The sequence below is a fragment of the Aeromonas sp. FDAARGOS 1409 genome (assembly GCF_019048705.1).
Lineage (GTDB): Bacteria > Pseudomonadota > Gammaproteobacteria > Enterobacterales > Aeromonadaceae > Aeromonas > Aeromonas sanarellii.
On the sequence record NZ_CP077395.1, the window covers coordinates 3,838,072 to 3,863,427 of the forward strand.

General features: G+C 57.4%; 10 protein-coding genes, 2 tRNA genes and 1 pseudogene. 6 read left to right on the top strand and 7 right to left on the bottom strand.

The window, feature by feature from the left end; genetic code table 11:
- Positions 1 to 21: 21 nt before the first annotated feature.
- Positions 22 to 12,129, bottom strand: a complete 12,108-nt coding sequence (locus I6L39_RS20300) for a tandem-95 repeat protein (protein WP_254203685.1) — start codon at positions 12,127 to 12,129, stop codon at positions 22 to 24.
- A 91-nt stretch (positions 12,130 to 12,220) separates the two neighbouring features.
- Between I6L39_RS20300 and I6L39_RS20305 the strand changes: the two are divergent.
- From I6L39_RS20305 to katG, 5 genes and pseudogenes are all read left to right on the top strand, one after another.
- Positions 12,221 to 12,672: pseudogene (locus I6L39_RS20305) on the top strand (transposase); the annotation flags it as partial.
- 155 nt (positions 12,673 to 12,827) lie between these two features.
- On the top strand, positions 12,828 to 13,082 hold the full coding sequence (locus tag I6L39_RS17950) for a helix-turn-helix domain-containing protein (protein ID WP_216990417.1): 255 nt from the start codon (positions 12,828 to 12,830) through the stop codon (positions 13,080 to 13,082).
- A complete protein-coding gene (locus tag I6L39_RS17955; RefSeq protein ID WP_216990418.1) occupies positions 13,082 to 14,392 on the top strand; it encodes a type II toxin-antitoxin system HipA family toxin in 1,311 nt (436 codons plus the stop codon). Before I6L39_RS17950 ends, I6L39_RS17955 begins: the two co-directional genes overlap by 1 nt.
- Positions 14,393 to 14,750: 358 nt before the next feature.
- Positions 14,751 to 14,826, top strand: a tRNA-His gene (locus I6L39_RS17960).
- Between the two features lie 600 nt (positions 14,827 to 15,426).
- Positions 15,427 to 17,598 carry a catalase/peroxidase HPI gene (gene katG, locus I6L39_RS17965; protein ID WP_216990419.1) on the top strand — a complete coding sequence of 724 codons (2,172 nt, stop codon included), beginning with the start codon at positions 15,427 to 15,429 and terminating at the stop codon, positions 17,596 to 17,598.
- Positions 17,599 to 17,823: 225 nt separating this feature from the next.
- Here the strand turns inward: katG and I6L39_RS17970 are convergent, their stop codons facing one another.
- The 4 genes from I6L39_RS17970 to I6L39_RS17985 form a co-directional block, all read right to left on the bottom strand.
- Entirely contained in the window at positions 17,824 to 18,393 is a 570-nt protein-coding gene (locus tag I6L39_RS17970) for a hypothetical protein (protein ID WP_216990420.1), read from the bottom strand.
- A 507-nt stretch (positions 18,394 to 18,900) separates the two neighbouring features.
- A complete protein-coding gene (locus I6L39_RS17975; RefSeq protein WP_209792619.1) occupies positions 18,901 to 19,884 on the bottom strand; it encodes an autotransporter outer membrane beta-barrel domain-containing protein in 984 nt (327 codons plus the stop codon).
- An 857-nt stretch (positions 19,885 to 20,741) separates the two neighbouring features.
- A tRNA-Ser gene (locus I6L39_RS17980) sits at positions 20,742 to 20,829 on the bottom strand.
- 248 nt (positions 20,830 to 21,077) lie between these two features.
- A complete protein-coding gene (locus tag I6L39_RS17985) occupies positions 21,078 to 21,533 on the bottom strand; it encodes a YbjN domain-containing protein (RefSeq protein ID WP_209428955.1) in 456 nt (151 codons plus the stop codon).
- A 160-nt stretch (positions 21,534 to 21,693) separates the two neighbouring features.
- Here I6L39_RS17985 and I6L39_RS17990 point away from each other — a divergent pair, with 160 nt between their 5' ends.
- Positions 21,694 to 23,031 carry a flavohemoglobin expression-modulating QEGLA motif protein gene (locus tag I6L39_RS17990; RefSeq protein WP_216990421.1) on the top strand — a complete coding sequence of 446 codons (1,338 nt, stop codon included), beginning with the start codon at positions 21,694 to 21,696 and terminating at the stop codon, positions 23,029 to 23,031.
- A 56-nt stretch (positions 23,032 to 23,087) separates the two neighbouring features.
- Here the strand turns inward: I6L39_RS17990 and I6L39_RS17995 are convergent, their stop codons facing one another.
- Both I6L39_RS17995 and I6L39_RS18000 read right to left on the bottom strand, forming a co-directional pair.
- Positions 23,088 to 23,669, bottom strand: coding sequence for a thymidine kinase (locus tag I6L39_RS17995; protein WP_216990422.1), 582 nt, complete (start codon positions 23,667 to 23,669; stop codon positions 23,088 to 23,090).
- An 85-nt stretch (positions 23,670 to 23,754) separates the two neighbouring features.
- The gene (locus tag I6L39_RS18000) at positions 23,755 to 25,335 is read right to left on the bottom strand and encodes a Na+/H+ antiporter NhaC family protein (protein ID WP_216990423.1); all 1,581 of its coding nucleotides are present in this window, start codon (positions 25,333 to 25,335) and stop codon (positions 23,755 to 23,757) included.
- Positions 25,336 to 25,356: the final 21 nt, after the last annotated feature.

A 25,356-nucleotide genomic window follows, 5' to 3' on the forward strand; every position in this document is an offset into this window, starting at 1 on the left:
AGAGCAGTGCGCATCTTGATATCATACGTAGAACTTCACATCTTCCTGAGTCAGACTTGTTACTCCACTAAGAACCACCATTGCTTCAGCATTACCATTGACCAGACCGTCAGCATCGAAATACAACTGATGCTCAGACTGGTTGTAGATAAGCTTGGCCCCCTCCTGCTCAGTGACTGAACCAGTAACATTGACCAGCAGTGAGTCGAGAGATGCATCATCAGGGTTGTAGAGTAGGCTCGAAAGGGAAAGCGTATCCTGCCCCACGGTAAAATCATGGATAGTGACTAGTCCATCAGGCTCGGTGGAAAATTGGAAGATATCCTCGCCACTGTCACCGATCAGTAGATCTAGCCCACCGCCCCCTTCCAGTGTGTCGCTACCCGCCCCACCATAGAGGTAGTCATCTCCCACTCCCCCATTCAGGCTATCATCACCCTCACCGCCAGAGAGGTAGTCGGCGCCACCGCCACCCAGCAGGCTGTCGTTGCCATCACCACCGGAGAGGCTGTCATCACCCGCTTCGCCCTGCAAAACATCCTCGCCTAACCCACCATAGAGAATGTCGTTACCCTCTCCCGCCTGCAGGGTGTCATTACCACCATGGCCATAGAGATACTGAGTCCCAGCACCGGTGCTGATGCTATCGTCAGTCGCATCCGCCCCGACGTAGTAGCCCGCCATCTCCCTGATGGTCTGTCTATCCCAGACGGTACCATCGGCAAAACGGATTTCCTGCACACCATACTGGGTTTGTTGTATGTCGGTCGGCTGATAGGCGAGTACCTGATTGACAAGCCACAGCGTGTTGCTATTACCAAAAGTGAGGGTTGCACTGTTGCCATCACTACTGACGCTGACCGCCGATGGAAGAATGCCAGTCGCCAGCTCCAGCACATTGAAGTCATTACTGGTGCTTGGGTCGACATCATCGGACAGGTTGATAGTGCCACTGTCATCGACCCGGTAGGTATCGCTGCCTGCCCCTCCGGATAAGTACACATAGGTGCCCGCAGCAAGGGCCAGGTTATACGCCATCAACGTATCTGCACCATTGTCCCCATTGGCGTAACTGATGCCCGTCGCACCATCCAGTGTCAGGCTATCGTCACCCTCACCGCCAGAGAGGTAGTCGGCGCCACCGCCACCCAGCAGGCTGTCGTTGCCATCACCACCGGAGAGGCTGTCATCACCCGCTTCGCCCTGCAAAACATCCTCGCCTAACCCACCATAGAGAATGTCGTTACCCTCTCCCGCCTGCAGGGTGTCATTACCACCATGGCCATAGAGATACTGAGTCCCAGCACCGGTGCTGATGCTATCGTCAGTCGCATCCGCCCCGACGTAGTAGCCCGCCATCTCCCTGATGGTCTGTCTATCCCAGACGGTACCATCGGCAAAACGGATTTCCTGCACACCATACTGGGTTTGTTGTATGTCGGTCGGCTGATAGGCGAGTACCTGATTGACAAGCCACAGCGTGTTGCCATTACCAAAAGTGAGGGTTGCACTGTTGCCATCACTACTGACGCTGACCGCCGATGGAAGAATGCCAGTCGCCAGCTCCAGCACATTGAAGTCATTACTGGTGCTTGGGTCGACATCATCGGACAGGTTGATAGTGCCACTGTCATCGACCCGGTAGGTATCGCTGCCTGCCCCTCCGGATAAGTACACATAGGTGCCCGCAGCAAGGGCCAGGTTATACGCCATCAACGTATCTGCACCATTGTCCCCATTGGCGTAACTGATGCCCGTCGCACCATCCAGTGTCAGGCTATCGTCACCCTCACCGCCAGAGAGGTAGTCGGCGCCACCGCCACCCAGCAGGCTGTCGTTGCCATCACCACCGGAGAGGCTGTCATCACCCGCTTCGCCCTGCAAAACATCCTCGCCTAACCCACCATAGAGAATGTCGTTACCCTCTCCCGCCTGCAGGGTGTCATTACCACCATGGCCATAGAGATACTGAGTCCCAGCACCGGTGCTGATGCTATCGTCAGTCGCATCCGCCCCGACGTAGTAGCCCGCCATCTCCCTGATGGTCTGTCTATCCCAGACGGTACCATCGGCAAAACGGATTTCCTGCACACCATACTGGGTTTGTTGTATGTCGGTCGGCTGATAGGCGAGTACCTGATTGACAAGCCACAGCGTGTTGCCATTACCAAAAGTGAGGGTTGCACTGTTGCCATCACTACTGACGCTGACCGCCGATGGAAGAATGCCAGTCGCCAGCTCCAGCACATTGAAGTCATTACTGGTGCTTGGGTCGACATCATCGGACAGGTTGATAGTGCCACTGTCATCGACCCGGTAGGTATCGCTGCCTGCCCCTCCGGATAAGTACACATAGGTGCCCGCAGCAAGGGCCAGGTTATACGCCATCAACGTATCTGCACCATTGTCCCCATTGGCGTAACTGATGCCCGTCGCACCATCCAGTGTCAGGCTATCGTCACCCTCACCGCCAGAGAGGGTGTCGGCGCCACCGCCCCCCAGCAGGCTATCGTTGCCATCTTCGCCGTAGAGGGTGTCATCACCCGCTTCGCCCTGCAAAACATCATCGCCCAATCCGCCTGAGAGGTAGTCGTTACCCTCTCCCGCCTGCAGGGTGTCATTACCACCATGACCGTAGAGATACTGAGTCCCAGCACCGGTGCTGATGCTATCGTCGGTCGCATCCGCTCCGACGTAGTAGCCCGCCATCTCCCTAATGGCCTGTCTATCCCAGACGGTACCATCGGCAAAATGGATTTCCTGCACACCATACTGGGTTTGTTGTGTGTCGGTCGGCTGATAGGCGAACACCTGATTGACAAGCCACAGCGTGTTGCCATTACCAAAAGTGAGGGTCGCGCTGTAACCATCGCTACTGACACTAACTTCCGATGGAAGAATGCCAGTCGCCAGCTCCAGCACATTGAAGTCATTACTGGTGCTCGCGTCGACATCATCGGACAGGTTGATATTGCCACTGTCATCGACCCGGTAGGTATCGCTGCCTGCCCCCCCTTGTAAGTACACATAGGTACCCGCAGCAAGGGCCAGGTTATACGCCATCAACGTATCTGCACCACCGTCCCCATTGGCGTAACTGATGCCCGTCGCACCATCCAGTGTCAGGCTATCGTCACCCTCGCCACCAGAGAGGTAGTCAGTGCCACCTCCACCTAGCAGACTGTCGTTGCCATCTTCGCCATAGAGGGTGTCATCGCCCCCCTCTCCGTACACAACATCATCCCCCCCCTTGGCATACACAACGTCGTTGCCAGCCTTGGCATGGATCAGGTCAACGACCTCGGTACCATACAGAGGGTTATCATCGCCATCAGAACCTGAGATTGGGTTAAGCGATTGAGTAACAGTCGCCGTTGCAATACTCGACACACTTTCGGCAGTGCCACCACCATCGGTGTAGCTAGCGAGCACCCGAATGTGTTGGCCGAGCAGACCAGCATCCAGCACCAGACTGCTGCCAACAGCGCCCGATACATTACTCCATGTGATGCCATCAGGCGAACGTTGCCACTGATACACGACCATCCCCAGGCCATCGGCATCCACCAGGTTATGGCTAGCGGTCAGCGTTTCCCCCTGCAGTGCCGTGCCGGAGATAGAAACAGTGCCAGTCGGTGCATCGTTGAGCGGTGTGAGATCGATGGTCAGCATGTAAGTGCTGGCTGACAGGAGGTTACCATCGCTGACCTGGAAGCCAACCTGAGCATAATCATCGCCATACTCATCCTGGCCCGGCACAAAGCGCAGATGGCCCGCTAGGATATCGGCCGACGTAATCATTTGATTGAGGATGACGGCTACCCATGTCACGCCAGTAAAGTACTGCAACTGGCCATTCACCGGCAGCGTCGTAATCTTCACCGCTGCAAGGGGGGAACCCTCAGCATCCTGATAGTCACCAAAATCATTTAGTCCCAGCACCACAACGGCATCCTCTGCACTGGTGAGACTGTCGTGGGTGGTTGTCGGAGGTTGGTTATCTGCTGCGGCTACCGTCAGGGTAAATTGGCCACTGGCACTCAAGCCACCCGTATCGGTGGCGGTGACGCGCACACTGAGATTACCGACATCAGCACTATCCGGCGTGCCGCTAAAGGTGCGGGTGGCCGGATTGAAGCTAAGCCAGGTTGGCAACGGAGTGCCATCGGCCAGCGCCGCGCTGTAGCTCAGCGTGTCGCCGTCCACATCGGCAAAGGTATTGGCTGGCATGCTGTAACTGAACGCAGTACCTGCGCCTGCACTTTGTTCGGCAATCACGTTAGCAAGATTCGGTGCGTCGTTGACCGGTGCCAAGTTGATACTGGCAGACGTATTGACGGTCGCGCCAGCCGCATCGGCGATGGTCACCGCAAAGTTGACCGCGCCATTGCGATCCTGCACCGGGGTGAAGGTCCAGGTGCCGTTGCCGTTATAGGCCAGCGTACCATCCGCCTGGTTTACGCCGACACTCTGCACGTGCAGCGTGTCACCAACATCGACATCGTGAGCGTTGGCCAACAACTGTGCGGCGGTGAGGGTGACAGCGGAGTCTTCCGTGCCAGCAGGCAAGGTCACCGGGCCGGTCACGGTCGGTGCGGCGTTTGTCTCGACGATCTCAATAGCAGTGATGCTAGTTGCTGGGGCAAAGTTGTCGATGGTCAGACTGGCAGCCTGAGTGTTCTGCAAAATCGCCACCGTGCGCCAGCCCTGAGTGGCCACGCTTGAGCCGTCCCGGTCCCATTGCAGCAGGGTATCCACCCCCTGCTGCACTAGTCGCAGATAGCCCAGCGCCGGGTCGAAGGGGTTGCCCTCGCTGTAACCAGTGCTATTGACCAGCAGACTGTCGATGCTCAGTACATCACCATTGACCCCGCCAGCGAAGTCGGTGATGCGCAACTCGCCAAGCGAGTCTGGCCGTAGCAAATAGGTGTCACGCCCCTCGCCGCCAGCCAGAGTGCTGACCGAGCCCGCATTGGTTTGATTCACCAAGAAGCGGTCATTGCCTGCACCACCGTCCAGGGTATTGTTGACTTGAACGTTATCGCTGACAGAGAGGGTGTCGTCTCCGCCCCCTCCTTGCAGTTGGTTGTTGCCGGTGCCGCCATCCAGGGTGTCGTTGCCGGTACCGCCTGTCAGCGTATCGTCACCCTGCCCGCCATAGAGATAGTTATTGGTGCCGCCGTCGACCCGTAGTGCGTCATTACCGGTGCCGCCATCAAGGACGTTTTGATAGGTGCCACTGGCCTGAAGGGAGTCGTCACCCTGCCCGCCATAGAGATAGTTATAAGTACCGCCGTCGACCCGTAGTGCGTCATTGCCGTCGCCGCCATCAAGGACGTTTTGATAGGTGCCACTGGCCTGAAGGGAGTCGTCACCCTGCCCGCCATAGAGATAGTTATTGGTGCCGCCACTGGCCTGAAGGATATCGTTGCCTGCTTCACCATATAGATTCGATTGGCCATTGCTCGTCAGCAGCGTGTCGTTACCCAAGCCGCCATAGAGCACATTGTTGCCCTCCCCCCCATCGAGCAGGTCATCACCACCATAGCCGTAGAGCGTGTCATCCCCCGCCAGACCATAGATGGCGTCCGCCACCACGCTGCCGTACAAGGTGTCGTTCAAATTAGCCGGGTTACTGTCGCCATAAAGCGTCAATCCCTGCGTGCTACCATCAGGCGCGGCGGCCGGTGCAAAGTTGTTGATGGTCAGACTGGCAGCCTGAGTGTTCTGCAAAATCGCCACCGTGCGCCAGCCCTGAGTGGCCACGCTTGAGCCGTCCCGGTCCCATTGCAGCAGGGTATCCACCCCCTGCTGCACTAGTCGCAGATAGCCCAGCGCCGGGTCGAAGGGGTTGCCCTCGCTGTAACCAGTGCTATTGACCAGCAGACTGTCGATGCTCAGTACATCACCATTGACCCCGCCAGCGAAGTCGGTGATGCGCAACTCGCCAAGCGAGTCTGGCCGTAGCAAATAGGTGTCACGCCCCTCGCCGCCAGCCAGAGTGCTGACCGAGCCCGCATTGGTTTGATTCACCAAGAAGCGGTCATTGCCTGCACCACCGTCCAGGGTATTGTTGACTTGAACGTTATCGCTGACAGAGAGGGTGTCGTCTCCGCCCCCTCCTTGCAGTTGGTTGTTGCCGGTGCCGCCATCCAGGGTGTCGTTGCCGGTACCGCCTGTCAGCGTATCGTCACCCTGCCCGCCATAGAGATAGTTATTGGTGCCGCCGTCGACCCGTAGTGCGTCATTACCGGTGCCGCCATCAAGGACGTTTTGATAGGTGCCACTGGCCTGAAGGGAGTCGTCACCCTGCCCGCCATAGAGATAGTTATAAGTACCGCCGTCGACCCGTAGTGCGTCATTGCCGTCGCCGCCATCAAGGACGTTTTGATAGGTGCCACTGGCCTGAAGGGAGTCGTCACCCTGCCCGCCATAGAGATAGTTATTGGTGCCGCCACTGGCCTGAAGGATATCGTTGCCTGCTTCACCATATAGATTCGATTGGCCATTGCTCGTCAGCAGCGTGTCGTTACCCAAGCCGCCATAGAGCACATTGTTGCCCTCCCCCCCATCGAGCAGGTCATCACCACCATAGCCGTAGAGCGTGTCATCCCCCGCCAGACCATAGATGGCGTCCGCCACCACGCTGCCGTACAAGGTGTCGTTCAAATTAGCCGGGTTACTGTCGCCATAAAGCGTCAATCCCTGCGTGCTACCATCAGGCGCGGCGGCCGGTGCAAAGTTGTTGATGGTCAGACTGCTGGCTTGAGTATTCTGCAAAATCGCCACCGTGCGCCAGCCCTGAGTGACCACGCTTGAGCCGTCCCGGTCCCATTGCAGCAGGGTATCCACCCCCTGCTGCACTAGTCGCAGATAACCCAGCGCCGGGTCGAAGGGGTTGCCCTGACTGTAACCTGTGCTATTGACCAGCAGACTGTCGATGCTCAGCACATCGCCATCAACTCCGCCAGCAAAGTCGGTGATGCGCAGTTCGCCAAGCGAGTTCGGCTGCAGCAGGTAGGTGTCACGCCCCTCGCCGCCAGCCAGAGTGCTGACCGAGCCCGCATTGGTTTGATTCACCAAGAAGCGGTCATTGCCTGCACCACCGTCCAGGGTATTGTTGACTTGAACGTTATCGCTGACAGAGAGGGTGTCGTCTCCGCCCCCTCCTTGCAGTTGGTTGTTGCCGGTGCCGCCATCCAGGGTGTCGTTGCCGGTACCGCCTGTCAGCGTATCGTCACCCTGCCCGCCATAGAGATAGTTATTGGTGCCGCCGTCGACCCGTAGTGCGTCATTACCGGTGCCGCCATCAAGGACGTTTTGATAGGTGCCACTGGCCTGAAGGGAGTCGTCACCCTGCCCGCCATAGAGATAGTTATAAGTACCGCCGTCGACCCGTAGTGCGTCATTGCCGTCGCCGCCATCAAGGACGTTTTGATAGGTGCCACTGGCCTGAAGGGAGTCGTCACCCTGCCCGCCATAGAGATAGTTATTGGTGCCGCCACTGGCCTGAAGGATATCGTTGCCTGCTTCACCATATAGATTCGATTGGCCATTGCTCGTCAGCAGCGTGTCGTTACCCAAGCCGCCATAGAGCACATTGTTGCCCTCCCCCCCATCGAGCAGGTCATCACCACCATAGCCGTAGAGCGTGTCATCCCCCGCCAGACCATAGATGGCGTCCGCCACCACGCTACCGTACAGGGTGTCGTTATTGGGCGTGCCGATCATGGCATCCAGCAGGTTAAAGCTGAAGTCCTGACTGGCCGCTTGCCCGCTCGGGTCGGTCACCGTTACCAGAATGGCCAAGCTACTTGCGGCCAGCCCTGCGGGTGGCGTGCCGCTAAAGGTAAGAGTGGGCGCATCGAAGGCGAGCCAAACCGGCAGCGAACTGCCGTCAGCCAAGGTGGCGCTGTAGGCCAGTACATCGGCAGCATCGACATCCCCGAAGGCTCCGATGGGGATGGTGTAATTTAGCGGATGACCCAGCCCAGCGAGTTGGTCAGGAATGCCTTGCTGTACATTGGGGGCGTCATTGCTGCCGGTAAGGTGGATGACCACATCCTGATAGTCGCTAGCGCCATGACCATCGCTCAGGGTGATGCGATAGGTGAGGGTCAATACCTGACCTTCGGCTAAATCGTCCAAGGCAGCCGCGTCCACCTCGTAGGTCCAGTCGATGCGGCCGCTGCCATCGCCCGTGCTGACATCGGCGATCAGCGGGGTCAAGATGCCGCGGGCGACTGCGCCGCTGTTGAGTGAATCGTTCACACCGAGCAGGCTGGCGCTCAGGCTGTGACAGTCGAGCAAATCGACGTCGTTAAAGCTCAGGCTGCCACTGACGGCCAAGGTACCGCTGTTCTCTTCGACACTACCGTCGGCTCGCTCGCTGAGAGAGCTGCTGCCATCGGAGAGAATGGCGCCGGGCAAGCTGACCTGAAGTTGGTAACTGCTGCCAAGGGGGATTTCCGCGTCGGGGTAGGCGCTCACACCCAGGTAGTAGACGCCTGGCTGGGCGAAGGTGTAGCTCAGGTAGGAATCGACAGCCTCAGTGCTACCAGGGTCGAGGCCAAGGTCGCCATCGTCGTTGGTCGCCAGCAGGTTGCCCTCGGCATCGAACAGGTTAAGCAGCGTGTCCAGGTGCTGGCTACTGTGGTCGATGTCGAAGTGGGCGGTAGTACCAGGCTCGGTGACGGTGAACACGAAATAGTCGAAGGCATCGTTGCCTGTGGCCGTGATCGATGCCCAGGGGGTGGCCGGAGCATCGGTCACATCGGGATTATCGCCCAGCACAAATCGGCCATCGAGATTGAAGGCTGTTTCCAGGCTGTGATTGTCGAGCTCAGCTGGCAATGGTTGCACGCTGGCACTGACGGTGGGGGCATCGTTGCTGCCGACGAGGGTAACCAGTGCGACATGGCTGAGCACGGCATCGCTGTTGTCGATGACATCAAAACTGACTGGCAGCACCAACTCTTCTCCTACCGCCAAGTGCTGGAAGGACGGGTGGCTTGGATCGACCAGCAATTGAGTGCCAACCAGCGTCAGACTGGGTTGCAGTCCCTGAACATGGACCATGACCAGCTCGTCACCGGCATCAATGTCGCTCACGCCATCAAGCAGGTCGATCGCTGTAGGGGCTGAGTCCTCCTGCACCAACAGGTTTTGGATAACTTGGGCAGTGGGACCATCATTGGTCCCGGTGATAGAGATGGTCAGGCTTTGGCTGACGCTGCCACCGTGGCCATCGAGGATGTCGTAGGTGAGATGCAGTTCACGTACCTCGCCGACTGCCAGGCTCTGGAACGCCTGGTGGCTGGGGTCGATGGTCAGGACATCGCCACTCCTGACCAGACCGGGCACCAATCCTTGCAGATTACTGACACTGAGCTGGTCGCCTACATCAATATCGCTGGCGCCGGCGAGCAGGTTGATCTGCATCGGCGCGGCATCTTCCTCTGTTGTTGCCATCAAGGGAGCAACCACCGTAGGCGCATCGTTGGTATTGGCGATGTCGAGGGTAAACACGGCGCTGGCTTGCAACCCACCGGCATCGGTGGCGGTGATACGTATATCTAGGCTGCCGACATTGTCATTACCCGGCGTGCCACTAAACGTGCGGGTGGCCGGGTTGAAGCTGAGCCAGGCTGGCAGCGAGCTGCCGTCAGCCAGAGTGGCGTTGAGACTCAGGCTATCGCCATCGACATCGGTGAAGGCGTTGGCGGCCAGGGTGTAGCTGAAGGGGCTGTCTTCCGCAGCGTATTGTGCAAGAGGCGCGTTTTGCAATAGCGGGGCATCATTGACCGCTGCCAGATTGAACTGCTGGCTGGCCGGCACAATACCGCCCTGGCCATCGCTGACCTGATAGTTAAGCGTGATGATGCCGTTGTAGTTGCTCTCGGGGATGAAGGTCCAGGTGCCATCGCCATTGGCACTGATAGCGCCATGGTTAGCGATGAGTGACACGACCGAGAGACTATCGCCATCCACATCGCTAAAACCTGCCAGAAGCTCACTGCCTCTGATGAGATAGGCATTATCTTCACTGCCAGCGACAAGCACGGCCGTTGGCACACCGGTCGGGATATCATTGACCGCTGTGATGTCGAGGGTCAGGGTATAGGTGCTAGTGGAATATTTATTGCCGTCACTGACTAGGAATCCAATTTGGGCATAGTTGGCGCCAAACTCATTCTGAGTCGGCACAAATTGCAACCGACCTGACTGGATATCGGCAGCACTGATCACCTGATTGAGGCCGACGGCTATCCAACTCGTACCGTTATGGTATTGCAGCAATCCTTTGGTCGGCAGGCTGGTAATCTGCACCGCCATCAGAGGATTATTTTCCGGGTCTTGATAGGTGCCGAAATCGTTCAGACTTAACACCACCGTCGTATCTTCAAGGCTGGTGAGGCTATCGTTGGTCGCTGTCGGCGGCTGATTGAGAAGAGACTCTACCGTTGCCGGGGTCCAAACCGCGCCGTTAGCAAAGCGAATTTCGTCGATTTGGGCAGGTCCTCCCAGGAAGTAATCCAGCACTGTGACACGGTCATTGGCACTCAGGCTCAATTGAAGGTCATTGCCGATACGAGCCAGACCAACCTGCTCAGGTACGATACCTGCGCCGTATTCGATGATATCAAGATCCGTATTACCGGCCGTTCTGTTGTCGATAACATCTATCCCGTGACCGCTCACAAAGACATAGGTGTCGTTGCCCATGCCGCCTTCCAGTTGGTCATTGCCCGCATTGCCGATCACTCGGTTGTTCCCGCTATTGCCGATGATGCGGTTATTCAGGCTGTTGCCGGTTCCACTTAGATTGTCGGCGCCGGTGAGTTCGAGATTTTCAAGATTGTTGCCGAGGGTGTAAGCGATGGCACTGCGAACTGTGTCGGTTCCTTCTCCTGCTGCTTCAGTAACCGAATCACCGGTCTGTCCAACGACGTAAGTATCGTTACCTTGGCCGCCGGCCATACTGTCATTGCCTGCCCCACCGTCCAGCCAGTCATCACCGCCACCGCCTGCCAGTTGGTTGTTGCCGCTGTTTCCGATGAGGCGATTATTCAGACTGTTACCGGTACCACTGAGATTGCCGGTGCCGGTGAGCTCAAGATTCTCAAGGTGATTGCCCAAGGTGTAATTGATGGCACTGCGGACAGTGTCGTTACCCTCATTAACGGCCTCAGTCACGGTTTCACCGACTCGGTCGACAACGTAGGTATCGTCGCCCTTGCCGCCAATCATGGTATCTATCCCAGCACCGCCATCCAGCAGATTGTTACCATCGTTGCCAATCAGTGTGTTCTGCAGGGCATTACCCGTACCAGATAAATTACCGGCACCGGTCAGGATGAGTTGTTCGACGTTATCGGTCAGCGTATAGCTGATGCTGGCACGGACGGTGTCGGTACCGGCCTTGGCACCTTCAATGACTTGATCGCCTGCATCATCAACGACATAGGTATCATCATCTGCACCGCCATCCATGTAATCGGCACCGCTGCCGCCGTCGAGGGTATCGTTGCCGGTACCACCTTCAAGACGATCGGCCCCACTCCCCCCTTGCAGGGTGTCATTACCAGCCATGCCAATCAGAATGTCATCACCACCGAGGCCCTGTAAGCTGTCATTGCTCGCGGTTCCCTGCATCGTGTCAGGGCCTTCTGTGGGCCCTGCCGGTGGCGAATACAAATTGGCCAGGATATCGCTGCTGTTCCAACGGGTGTTATTAGCAAAACGAATTTGATCGATAGCGTGATCTGCATCGAGGAAATGTTGGGTAACACGTAGGGTCTCGCCTGAGGAAATGACGGTCAGCACCAAGTCATTCCCCTCCCGGGTCAGACGGATATCCGCGATATCGAGCCCCTGCAGCTCGATGGTGTCGGTGTCATTGGCAGCCCCGCCACTGTTGTCGATAACATCATGACCATATCCACTGGCGAAGTAATAGGTGTCACTCCCGTCCCCACCGACTAAGTGATCATCCCCCGCTCCACCATCCAGAATGTCATTTCCCCCCAGCCCCTGCAGCGTGTCGTTACCGGCGAATCCAATCAAGGAATCACGCTTGCTTGTTCCAACCAATGAATCATTGCTCGGAGTGCCCGTTACGTTTGCCATGGTATCAATCCCTTTCTCAATAAGGTGGCGTATCGGGGCTAAATCTAGTCAACGATTTTTTTGGATAAATCATTCAAATGAATGAAACCCTACAGAACATGAGCTCACGGGACACAGCTACGTGTACTGGTGGGTCGACGGGATATACAGCAACGTGCGGATGGATGACCTTTTCTGTTTGCTGGTCATCAGCGGAGTGTCAGAGCACGGGCGCAAAGGCTGGTCGTGGTGGAGGATGGTTATCGCGCGTCAGATGTGAGTCGGATTGGGATCCTTGCAGAACCACTAGTTCAAGGGTTCACCATCAGCCCCAAATTGGCCACAGAGGATGGAGCGTTGGTTTTTTGGAAGGCGCTGGTCAAACGCTACCCGAATACGGCGCATCAGCGTTGCTGGGTGCACAAGGCTGCGAATGTCTTATCCATTCGGCCTAAATCGGTGCAACCCAAGGACAAAGATGCCTTGCACGATATCTGGATGGCCGAAACCCGAGATCATGCCTACCAAGCATCCGACCGCACACTGATGCGGTTTGAGGCGAAGGGCGCCTTTGAATCAAGACTCCGACGTCCACGCCTGAGGATTAAATACCGTCTTTAGCGTGTGAGAAAACATTTACCTCCTAAAGCAGGTAAATATTGATATACCTGCCATGGCGTGTAAATTAAAAGAAATTATGCTACTAGGTAAGTCAAATCATGAAAGTAACCAGCGCCAAGCAGCTTAGTGCCTGTCTCAAGGATGCTAGGCTTTCGCAAAAGCTCTCCCAAGGCAAAGTGGCCGACAAGGTGGGGATCAGGCAGGATACGGTGTCCAGCTTCGAGCTCAATCCCGAGTCAACCAAGCTGGAGACCTTGTTCAAGATCCTCGCCGCACTGGAACTCTCCCTCGATATCAGGCCCCGCACCGATCCTGCGGAAAACACCGCGCCTGGCTGGAAGGAGGAGTGGTAATGGCCAGCCTAACGGTCTACATGAACGGATACCGGGTAGGTACCTTTACCAAGGCAACCAATGGTGCTCACCAATTTCAGTACGATGAATCGTGGGTGAAGTTGCCAGGCAGCCGCCCCATCTCGCTCTCCATGCCATTACGCCAGCAGCGCTACCAGGGCGATGAAGCCTATAACTTCTTCGATAATCTGCTGCCAGATAACCCGGAAGTAAGAAACCGGGTGGTGGCGCGCTATCAAGCCGATTCCACCCAACCCTTTGATCTGCTCAGTTGCATTGGCCAGGACAGCGTGGGGGCATTGCAACTGGTGGCTCAGGGCAGACCTGTTCCAGACGTTAAGCGCATTGAGTGCAAGCCGCTCTCTGACGCCGAACTGGAGCAGATCCTGACCAGCTACCAGCAAGGGATCCCGCTTGGTATGGTCAGGGAAGAGGACGATTTTCGGATATCCATCGCCGGGGCTCAGGAAAAGACCGCGTTACTCTACCTCGACAACCGTTGGTGCTTACCGCATGCAGCGACCCCAACCACCCACATTATCAAGCTGCCCATTGGCAAGATCGAAAGCCACTCCTACTCGATAGACCTCTCCCAGAGCGTAGAAAACGAATATCTCTGCACCCTGATCGCCAAAGCATTGGGTCTTCCGGTTCCCCATTGCTTCATCATGCAGGTCGGCAAGGTCAAGGCTCTGGCGGTGGAACGCTTCGATCGGCGCTACGCCACGGATCGCAGTTGGATCATGCGCCTGCCCCAAGAGGACTTCTGCCAGGTGTTGAATGTACCGTCAGCACGCAAGTACGAGAGCCATGGTGGACCCGGCATTGCTGACATCATGACGACCCTGCTGGGATCGGCCACGCCGGAGCAGGATCGGTACCTGTTTATGAAGTCTCAGGTGTTGTTCTGGCTGCTGGCAGCCACTGACGGCCATGCCAAGAATTTCTCGGTGTTTATCGAACCTGAAGGGCGTTTCCGGCTTACGCCGTTTTACGACATCCTTTCCATGTATCCTGCATTTGGTGGTAAAGGATTACATCCCCGTGATGCCAAGTTGGCCATGGGGCTTGCTGCAACCAAGGGCAAAAAATACGCGATAGAGCAGATATTTCCTCGCCATTTTTATCAAACGGCCAAGGCGATTGGTTTTGAACAAGCACAGATGGAAAAAATCATCAGGGAGCTGACGGATAATCTGGATGAGGTAATATCAATCGTTCGTCAGCAATTGCCTGATACATTTCCCACTGAGATTGCAGATTCAATTTTGGGTGGACTCAGTTCGAAAGCTCAACGCTTAAAACGATAATTAACCAATGTGACAAATGCCTCTTGCATCGCCCCAAATGAGCCCCTATCGAGGCTCATTTTTTTTGTGTACGAGCGAGTGAATGATCCATTTTAGATCAAAAAAACAACTAAAAATGCAGAAATCTGAAGTGCCAATTTTGGCAACATAAAATTTCCTCAGCTAACCTAGAACGACATAATGGCAATAAAGTATTGATTTTAAAGCACTATATTAATTTGGTGCTTGACGTATCCTGATGACATTTTAACTCTATTAACAGGTACGGCCTTCTAAGCCGTGGGTCGCAGGTTCGAATCCTGCAGGGCGCGCCATTGATGCGACTCCTTGAGAGCGGCATCGAAGGCAGATTTCAGTGGTGGCTGTAGCTCAGTTGGTAGAGTCCCGGATTGTGATTCCGGTTGTCGTGGGTTCGAGCCCCATCAGCCACCCCATCATTCCCCTTTCAGGTTGTCTGCAACCTGATGCCGCAGCACTCGATGCTGCCCTTTCAGACCGGCCAAGTGCCGGTCTTTTTGTTTTCCGCCCCTGACCCCCCCTTCTCCTGACATGCTCATCGCCTGGCGGCCCGCCAAGAGGAAGTGCCCCTGCCCTGCCTGTCCCATCGCCGTTATTCCCCTATGTCTTCACTGCCTGCCCAGCACGGCGCACCACCACACGCCGGCCACGTCGCCAGGCTCTCGAGGGCCTGCGTCACAAAAATACGCGAGTGCCCCGCCCCAAGGCCGGGAACCCGGCTCGCCATGATGCAGCGCAAATTTGGACCCGGATGGCCATGATATGGGTAAAAAGATGAACAACAGCCGGACGCACCACCCGCACGGGGCACCGGCAGATCGCCAAACTCGATGGCCGTGATTCATCTTTTCGTAATCTGCCCCATAAAAATCAACCAATTAATTGAAAAATAAGGAGTAATTGACACTACACCGTCGCGCCATGAGGCATTCCCTGCCATGGCGTCACACCGCACGGTGGAAATGTTTCCATACTAAGTTGTCAGCAATGTAGATGCCCTCCAAGGAGAGACCGAGATGAGTGACGAAAGCAAATGCCCCTTCAACCACACCGCCGGCGTCGGCAGAACCAATCGTGATTGGTGGCCGAACCAGTTGCGGCTGGATCTGCTGCACCAGCATTCCCCCAGCTCCGATCCCATGGGCAAGGACTTCGACTACGCCAAGGCCTTCGCGAGCCTCGACTATCAGGCGCTCAAGAAGGACCTGGTCAAACTGATGACAGATTCCCAGGAGTGGTGGCCGGCGGACTTCGGTCACTACGGTCCCCAGTTCATCCGCATGACCTGGCACGCCGCGGGCACCTATCGCACCACGGATGGGCGCGGTGGCGGCGGCCGGGGCCAGCAGCGCTTCGCCCCCCTCAACAGCTGGCCCGACAACGTCAACATCGACAAGTCGCGCCGCCTGCTCTGGCCCATCAAGCAGAAGTACGGCGACAAGATCTCCTGGGCCGATCTGCTGATCCTCGCCGGCAACGTCGCCCTGGAATCCATGGGGTTCCGCACCTTCGGCTTCGGCGGTGGCAGGCCGGATGTGTGGGAGCCGGATCAGGACGTCAACTGGGGGGATGAGATTGCCTGGCTCGGGGTCGACCCAGATCGGGTCAAGGGCGACCGCGAGCTCAGCCCCCCCTTCGGCGCCACCCACATGGGCCTGATTTACGTCAACCCGGAAGGACCGAACGCCAGCGGCGACTATATGGAGGCGGCCAAAGACATCCGCTCCACCTTCGGCCGCATGGCGATGAATGATGAAGAGACGGTGGCCCTCATCGCAGGCGGTCACACCTTCGGCAAGGCCCATGGCGCCGCGCCCGAATCCCACAAGGGGCCAGAGCCCGAAGGCGCCCCTATGGAGGCACAGGGCCTCGGCTGGATGAGCGACTACGGCAGCGGGCACGGCAAGGACACCGTCTCCAGCGGGCTCGAAGTGACCTGGACCAAGACCCCGGCGCTGTGGAGCAACAACTTCTTCGAGAACCTGTTCAAGTACGAATGGGAGTTGACCAAGTCGCCGGCCGGTGCCAAGCAGTGGGTCGCAAAAGATGCCCCGGAGATCATTCCCGATGCCCACATCCCGGGCAAGTTCCACAAGCCGACCATGCTGACCACCGACCTGACCCTGCGCTTTGACCCCGAATTCGGCAAGATCTCCCGCCACTTCCACGAAGACCCGCAAGCCTTCGCCGATGCCTTTGCCCGCGCCTGGTTCAAACTGACCCACCGAGACATGGGTCCCATCACGCGCTACCTGGGGCCGGAAGTGCCCAAGGAGGAGCTGATCTGGCAGGACCCCATTCCCGCCGTCAACCACCCCCTGGTCGATGACAAGGACGTGACAACGCTCAAGGAGAAGATCCTGGCAGCCCCCCTCTCCGTGGCCGAGCTGGTCTCCACCGCCTGGGCCTCCGCGTCCACCTTCCGCGGCTCCGACAAGCGTGGCGGCGCCAACGGTGCCCGCATCCGCCTCGCCCCGCAGAAGGATTGGGCGGTCAACCAGCCGGCGCAGCTGGCGAAGGTGCTTCAGGCCCTCGAAGGGATCCAGCAGGCCTTCAACGCCTCGGCCACCGGTGGCAAGAAGGTATCCCTGGCCGATCTCATCGTGCTGGCGGGTGGTGTCGGCGTCGAGCAGGCGGCGAAGAAGGCCGGTGTCTCCGTGACCGTGCCCTTCACCCCGGGTCGCATGGATGCCTCCCAGGCCCAGACGGATGTCGACTCCTTTGCCGTGCTCGAGCCCCTCGCCGACGGGTTCCGCAACTACGGGGGCGAGTGCGCCACCTTCGCGGAGACCATGCTGATCGACAAGGCACAGTTGCTCACCCTGAGTGCCCCCGAGATGACGGTGCTGGTCGGCGGCATGCGGGTGCTCGGCACCAACGTCGGCAACTGCCACGGGGTATTCACCGCGACCCCGGGCACCCTGTCCAACGACTTCTTCGTCAACCTGCTCGACATGGGCACCGAGTGGAAGCCGGCGGCAGACAAGGGCGTCTACGAGGGCGTGGATCGCAAGAGCGGCCAGGCCAGGTGGACGGGCACCCGGGTCGATCTGGTGTTCGGCTCGAACTCCCAGTTGCGGGCCCTGGCGGAGGTCTATGCCAGCTCGGGCGCCAAGGAGAAGTTCGTGAAGGACTTCGTGGCGGCCTGGACCAAGGTCATGAACCTGGATCGCTTCGATCTCGCCTGATCCCGGGCGCCGTTCCCAGGCCCGCCAGGAATCGGCGGGCCTGTTTCCCGGGAATGGCGCGAGAAATAACCGGATGACGCAACACAGACAACAACCCGACCGTCAGGTCGGGTTTTTATCGGGTGGGGTATCGTGAGGGCCTTGCTCCGGGTATGACGGTCACCTGGGGCCGAGCAAGTGGCTCTTGGGGAGCTGACTTCGGGATGCGAGCCTTGCCAGAAGCCTTCAGTACGTGTCCTGACTGATATTGAGGTCACTCTTACTCATTCTGATTGCTCTTGCCGTAATTGAGGCTGACACACCACCATCAGACAATATATGTACGGAATATTCAGGAATAATGCCACTCGACGCCCCTTCCATCGCAGCAGTGCCAACGGAAGCCTCACCACCGATGTCGAATACCCAATGGTCATTTTTTACTTTGTCAATGACATCTTGCGAATACAGCAAGACTAAGACCTTGTAAGAACGAGCCCCCCAACCGGCACCCAGATCCCATCGCTGAACACGATAAAAAACAGGTTCTTTTTCTGCCTTTACAAACAGCACGCCCTCGCCACTCCCCACGCCAACGGCAGGTATCTTAGTCACCTTCATATTGACGACAAGATAGGCCAACGACTCCTCGAATGATTTATTGAGTTTTTCATCCTGTGCCATCAACTGATGAAGGGTACTGTCCGCCATTTCATTTATACCCTGTCGTTTTATACCCCGTTGTTCATCATCCAAATGACTGCAACCCGTGATAAAAAGGGCCATCGCTATCAACAAACACTGCTTTATTTTCATCCGTCATTCCGCCCCTGATTTTGACATGTTAAAATGGTGACATAAGCAGATGAACTGAAGTGAAACCTGCTCTCACCAACAAGTCCATGGGTTGACACACGATGGCTCAACACCCCACTCCATAATTATCTAAGGTAAAGCAATACAATCTAATCTTCTGACTTTGTTCTCCGCCCCGGAAGGAAGTTTCTAAAAAGCGATCATCCTCCTGACATATGTAAGACTTGACCAAGGGAGCATTTAAAAACAACCATATGAACTAACTTGTTATTTCTCCCCACAAGTCGAGTTATCATTAATCGTGGAATATCAACCTTGTTATAAATTAAACAATCACGTCGAAAAACATATTCCATCACAGAACAAAGCAGCATTATGAATAGTTTGATGCTGTACCAGAACTCCTGATAAAAATGCGACATGGGCGAGCACGGCAAACAGGACGAGTGGACACCTCTCCATTGAGATGCAAGACATATCAAGGGACTCCTACCGCCATGCCTCCGCCTACCACCGATAGTCCAGCATCATTACCATGCTGGTTCGCTCAGGGCCGACATTGAGCTCTGCCACCACACCATAGTTTCTGGCCAGGTTCCAGTTCAGCCCAACCACCCCAGCCCATTCATTTTCGTTTTCGGAAGAGATGCTGTAAGCAATGTTATAGCCAAAAGGTTCAGACTGCTGAGTAAATCCTTCCACTTTCATATAAGAGAAGCCCACAAAAGGGCTCACTAAACCCAAGTTATCGAGGTGGAATGAGCGGCCAACTCGTGGGCTCACCAGCAGTGCCTTACTCTCGGTTCGCTTATCATCGGTTTCCGATCGGGTATAGCTGACCGGCAGAACCGCAAAATACTGGCCGAAGCCGGCGGTAAAATTCGTATTCACCCCATAATTCCAGCCTGAAAAATCAGGTGAAAAATGAATCGTCTCAAGACCTGGCTTGATATGCTTAAACACCGAATCAGGAATGGTGACTTCCAGATCAGAGTCGCCATCAAAACGTCCGGCGTGCACTCCAACCTGCATGAATGGCAAGATCCACGAGCTGAGTTTCAGTTGCCATGTCCGGGTATGGCCTTCTGGATGACCGAAGTCGATCTCATCCAGATTTAGACGGCCAAAATCGATATCCGGACGATCGGGAATGGCCAGCTTCAAATCGGAGAAGCTGAACCCTTGTTGCATATACGTTGGCACAATGGAGAGAGAGAATGGCAGAGGCAGATCAAACCCGAGATCAATCGCACTCTGCGCATAAAAAGGTAACGCATGCTCCCATTTGCGATTCAGTCTCTGTTGGTTTGACGGAGCTGGCCGAGTGATGGAGGGGAGAACATCGGCTGGAATGGTGGCTTTTCGCGCCGCTTTGCGTAATGCCCTGATCTGCTTCTGGCTATCATCCAGGCCTGTCGCCTCTGATGATGGCTGCTCTGCTGCCGACACCATAGGCGAGGTGACAAGAAACAAAAAAGGCAGAAAATGCACACTTGTCATCCTTATTAACACAGACTGTCCAACAATATTCATACGAAGTATATTGCCAGCATAAAGTATTCTTCACTCGTGATTGCCGTTGAACATTGAATTTATTTTCAGGTCTTTCTTACCACTTTTCCTATTACATATCAGTGTATTCTGCTAACTGGATGATTTTAATGGTGCGACATTTTACTACGATCCTTGTGGGATAACATGTACAGGACCTTAAGAAAATACGTCATTTAAAATGCCCGCCAACACCCAGCTCCGAATTGACACTCTCAGCTCCACACGGCGAACATTGTTAGCCAGCTGATCGATGGCCGCTCCCGCAGCCCTCATTTCTCCCATGATGCCATGCGTGACTTTCATCGGCCCTGAGTCCCTTTCCCCAAGTGATAAAGGAATGGCTCCGGGCCCGGAGCTGGCTCACAGATCCTGTCTGGCTCCCTTCAACTGGTTTGGCCATCGAGAAACCGTATCGACCTGGGCAAGGGTACGCCCTTTACCTGGAGCTAAGGGAGGAATGATTCGCCACTGCGTGACTCACCCCTTCGGGCGACCTCTGGCCGTTCATCGCGGCAAGCCGCTTTGCTCTAACCCGGCGAGGCGGCTCACCCTCTCTTGTTGGCATCAGGGGATATGCAGGGCCCAGGATGCAAAAAACCGACCCCCAGGTCGGTTCGTTAAACATGGGGCTGGGTTGGAATTGACTCGCGCCCTTCCTTGCGCTCACCCTGTGGGCAGCCTTCGGCTATCCAGGCGGGCCATTCTGCCCAGTTGTCGAACCAGGGTTCAAACCGAGCCATTCATAGCCGGAAATGCAAAAGGGCCTGTCTTGCGACAGGCCCTTTTACGTTATTTGGCGGTGAGGGAGGGATTCGAACCCTCGATACGTTGCCGTATACACACTTTCCAGGCGTGCTCCTTCAGCCACTCGGACACCTCACCAAATTTTTACTTCTTTGAAGTGGCTTTCGGAACACGCTACGCGTGCTTTCTTGCCGACTTCGTCGGTGGGCAGCCACTAGGACAACTCACCAAATTTTGGTCTGTGGTTTAACGTGTTCAGCCAACACGGGTCACTGCGCCATCGCGCCGGAACGGGGCGTAATTTAGGGGAAAGGCCCGCCGGCGTCAACGGCTTTTTGACCGCAGCGAACCGTTCGCGCATTTAACGCACAGCGCCATCCCCGGGATCAGTGCACGGACTCCGGTGCCACCTGGATTTCAGGCAGGTTCAGGAAGCCCAGGCGCTCGCACTCGGAGACCACTTCGTGGGTCGCGGAGGTGGTGCTTTCCACGAACAGCAGGAACTGCTCCACGCTGAGCCCCGCCCTGGTGAAGACGGTATGGCCGACGATGAGACGCGGCAAGTTGTCGTCGATGATGTCGAGGAACACCTTGAGGGACGGGTATTGCATGTTGAGACGGCCCAGCTCGGCCACGAGCGACAGCAATGCCGAGGGGCGCACTTCCAGCTCGGATGAGAACAGCAGCCCTTCCTCTTCGACGAAGATCCGGCTCTCCTGGATGCCCTCGACGGACTGCAGGGAGACCATGTGGATGCCGTGGCACTGATCGCACACATAGTGCTCGATCCGGGCCTGCTGCAACCAACGCATTATCATTTCAGAGCTGGGGATATTCATCATTTCCACGACACAATAAGGATCAAGGGGCGCAGTCTAAACCAATTTTCAGGCAACCAAAAGTAGAGGGGCCGGATCGGCCGTCGTCCCGCTTCTTTTTGACTATCCCAATGCCTATACTCAGCCATTCTCGTAACGCACCCGCCTCCAACCAAAGAGTCCGATGACCATCCAAGAAAAGTATCGCCTGCACCTGAAATCCCTCTCGGATGAACTGCTCGCCCTGCAAAAACCCATCCGCATTCTGGATGCCATCAAGTGGCCCCGCCACCTGCAAGCCGACTTTCTCGCCAGGGGGGGGCAGGCGCTGCCCGCCATCGATGCCGACTTCTATCGCACCCTCCCCCTCGGCTTCGAGCCGCGCAACAAATACCTTGAGCTCAAGGAGCTCAGGGACAGGATCCGCAGGCGGCTCGGCCCCCAGGACGATCTGGGCCGGATCCTGCAAGAGACGGTGGATCAGTACATGGTGGTGATCGAGATGCTGCGCCAGCGCGGGCAGACGGACTTTCAGCGTTACAGCCAGCGGCTCTACGGCTCGGCGAGCGATCACCTGCGCGGTGATCGCAAGACCCTGAAAGAGCTGGGGGCCAGATTGTGCGACATCTTCTCCCTGCCGGGTGCCCGCCATCTGGTGCGCCCCTACCCCAAGGAGTTCGAGGGGGACGCGGCGGTGGCCAGGCTGCAAGGCAAGCTGTCGAACTATTTCAGCGACGGCACCGTGCAGGTCAAGCTCAGCGATGGCATCGTCTCCGATGCCGCCGCCGGGGGGGATTACATCAAGCTGAGCTCCCACGCCCGCTTCTCTGAGCTCGACCTGCAGGTGCTGGAGGTGCACGAGGGCTGGGTCCACGTGGGCACCACCCTGAACGGTCGGCAGCAATCCTATGCCACCTGGCTCGGGGCAGGCTCGCCGCGCATCACCGCCTGTCAGGAGGGGTTGGCCGTGCTTATCGAGACCCTCACCTTCAACTCCTTTCCGGACAGGGCCAAGCGCATCTCGGATCGGGTCATGGCCATCGACATGGCGGAGCGCGGCGCCGACTTCGTCGAGGTGTTTCGCCACTTCGTAGAGAAAGGCACCAGCGAGCACGACGCCTACAAGATCACCCAGCGGGTGTTTCGCGGCGGCATGGTGGCGGGGGGGGCCTGCTTTACCAAGGATCTCTCCTATGTGAAGGGCTATGTGGAGACCGTCAACTTCATCCGCAGCGCCGTGCTGGAGGGGGTCCCCGAGATCCTGCCCATGCTGTTCGTCGGCAAGGTGACCCTGGACGACATCCCGGTGCTCTACCAGCACTATCTGGAGGGGCTCATCGATGCACCGCGCTACCTGCCTCCCATGTTTCGCGATCTCACCGGCCTCTACGTCTGGTTCGGCTTCGCCTCCGGCATGTCGCTCGTCGACATAGGACGGGTGCAGCAACACTTCCGCCAGCTGTTCCACCGCCTGCCGGTGGCCGATCCCATCATCGCCCCCGTCGACATCGAGATCGACTGAGCCCCGGTCAAACAAAAGGGCGCCGGATGGGCGCCCTTTGTGGATGATGGCCAGCCTTACTTGAACGCACGTCCCTCCAGGTAGTGCTTGCGGCAAAGCGACACATAGCGATCGTTGCCGCCAATCTCCACCTGCTCGCCATCGCGCATCACCTGCCCCGCCTCGTTGACGCGAGAGTTCATATGCGCCTTGTTGCCGCACCAGCAGATGCTTTTCAGCTCCTCGAACTTGTCTGCCAGGCAGAGCAGGTGGTAGGAGCCGAGAAAGAGCTCCCCGCGAAAATCGGTCTTGAGGCCGTAGGCGATCACCGGGATGTCCTGCTCGTCCACGATGCGGGCGAGCTGGTAGACCTGCTCGCGGGTCAGGAACTGCGCCTCGTCGACGATGAAGACATCGATGTGCCGCTCGGCGTGGCGGGCCTTGACCATCTCGAACAGATCGCAGCTGTCGCTGAAGACCTCCACCCTCAACTCCAGCCCCACCCTGGCGCTGATCACCCCGACACCGAAGCGATCGTCGATGGCGGGGGTCATGGCCAGCGGAACCATGCCTCGCTCCAGGTAGTTGAAGTGCGCCTGGATGAGCTGGGTCGACTTGCCCGAGTTCATGGTGGCGAATTTGTAGTGCAATGAAGCCATGGTGGAGTTCCGATACGGGAATGATGGGGGGCATGCTAACGAAAGCCCCCGCCAAAACCAAGGGGCCCGAAGGCCCCTTGTTCTCTTATGCGACGGCCAGCGCGCGATGCTGCCGGGTTTTGCGCAGATGGTAACCTGAGAAGACCAGGAACCAGAGCGCACTGACGGTAAAGCCTGCCAGCACGGAGTGCATCAAGCCCATCACCAGATAGCCGAGGGCGGCGCCGAAGGCGATGGCCAGCGCATAGGGCAGCTGGGTCATCACGTGATCGATGTGGTGGCAACCGGCCCCCGTGGCCGAGAGGATGCTGGTGCTGGAGATGGGCGAGCTGTGATCGCCGAACACCGAGCCCGCCAGCACGGCGGCCAGCATGGGCAGCATCAGGCTGAGGTCGCTGGCGGCCGCCATGTCGCCGGCGAGCGGCAGCATGATGCCGAAGGTGCCCCAGCTGGTGCCGGTGGCAAAGGCCATGGCACAGGAGAGGATGAACACCACCGCCGGCAGCACCTCGATGGGCAGGTTGCCGTTGGCCAGGGAAGCCAGGTATTTACCGGTCTCCACGTCGCGCACCACGGCGCCTATGGTCCAGGCAAACAGCAGGATGTTGATGGCGGGCAGCATGGCCATGATCCCCTGAGGCGCGGCCTTCATCCAGTTGCTGGCCCCGAGCTTGAGGCGCATGGCCAAGCCGATGGAGACCACCAGACTGCACAGGGCGCCATAGACCAGGGAGGAGCCGACGTTGGTATTCTCGAACGATCCGAGCACGCTGAACGGCAGCCCTTTGCTCTCCAGCACGCTGGCACCGGAGTCGATCATGAAGTAGACGGTGGCCAGGGTGAGGGTCAGGATCGGCAGCACCATGTCGATCATGCCGCCGTTGCTCTCCTCCGGGCTCTCCATGTCCAGACCGATGGGACGTCCCTTGGACTCATCCCACAGCTTGCCCTCCAGGGCCCACTGCTCATGCTGGCGCATGGGGCCGATGTCGAGCTGGAAGGCGATCACCACCAGCACCATGATCAGGGTGAACACCGCATAGAGGTTCATCGGGATCATCTCGACGAAGGCGGAGATGGGGCTCTGCTCGGTCAGACCGTGGGCCGCCATGATGCCACCCACCAGAGCGATGATGTAGGCGCCCCAGGAGGAGATGGGCATCAGCACGCAGACCGGCGCCGCGGTGGAGTCCAGCAGGTAGGCCAGCTTGGCGCGGGAGATCTGGAAGCGATCGGTGACCGGACGGCAGATGGCCCCCACCGACAGACTGTGGAAGAAGTCGTCGATGAAGAAGGCGAACACCATCATGCCGGTGAGGGTCTTGGCTCCCTTGCGGGTCTTGGCACGGCGCTCGGCCCACTCGGCAAAGGCCCGGGTGGCGCCGGAGACGCTCATCAGGCTGATGAGGCCGCCGAGCAGCAACATGAAGAGGATCATGTTGACGTTGTCGCGGTTGAGCGCACCGTCGACCCAGAAGATCCTGAGCACGGTGTCGAGCATGTAGTGCAGTGACGCGAGGGGGGAAAACTGGTTGAGCAGCAGGCTGCCCGCGACTATGCCCACCCCCAGCGACACCAGGACGCGACGGGTGATGATCGCCAGGGCGACGGCCAGCAAGGGGGGAACGACGGACCAACCGGAGTCGGCGTAATGAATGATGTCCATGATCTCTTTGCACCTAAAGAC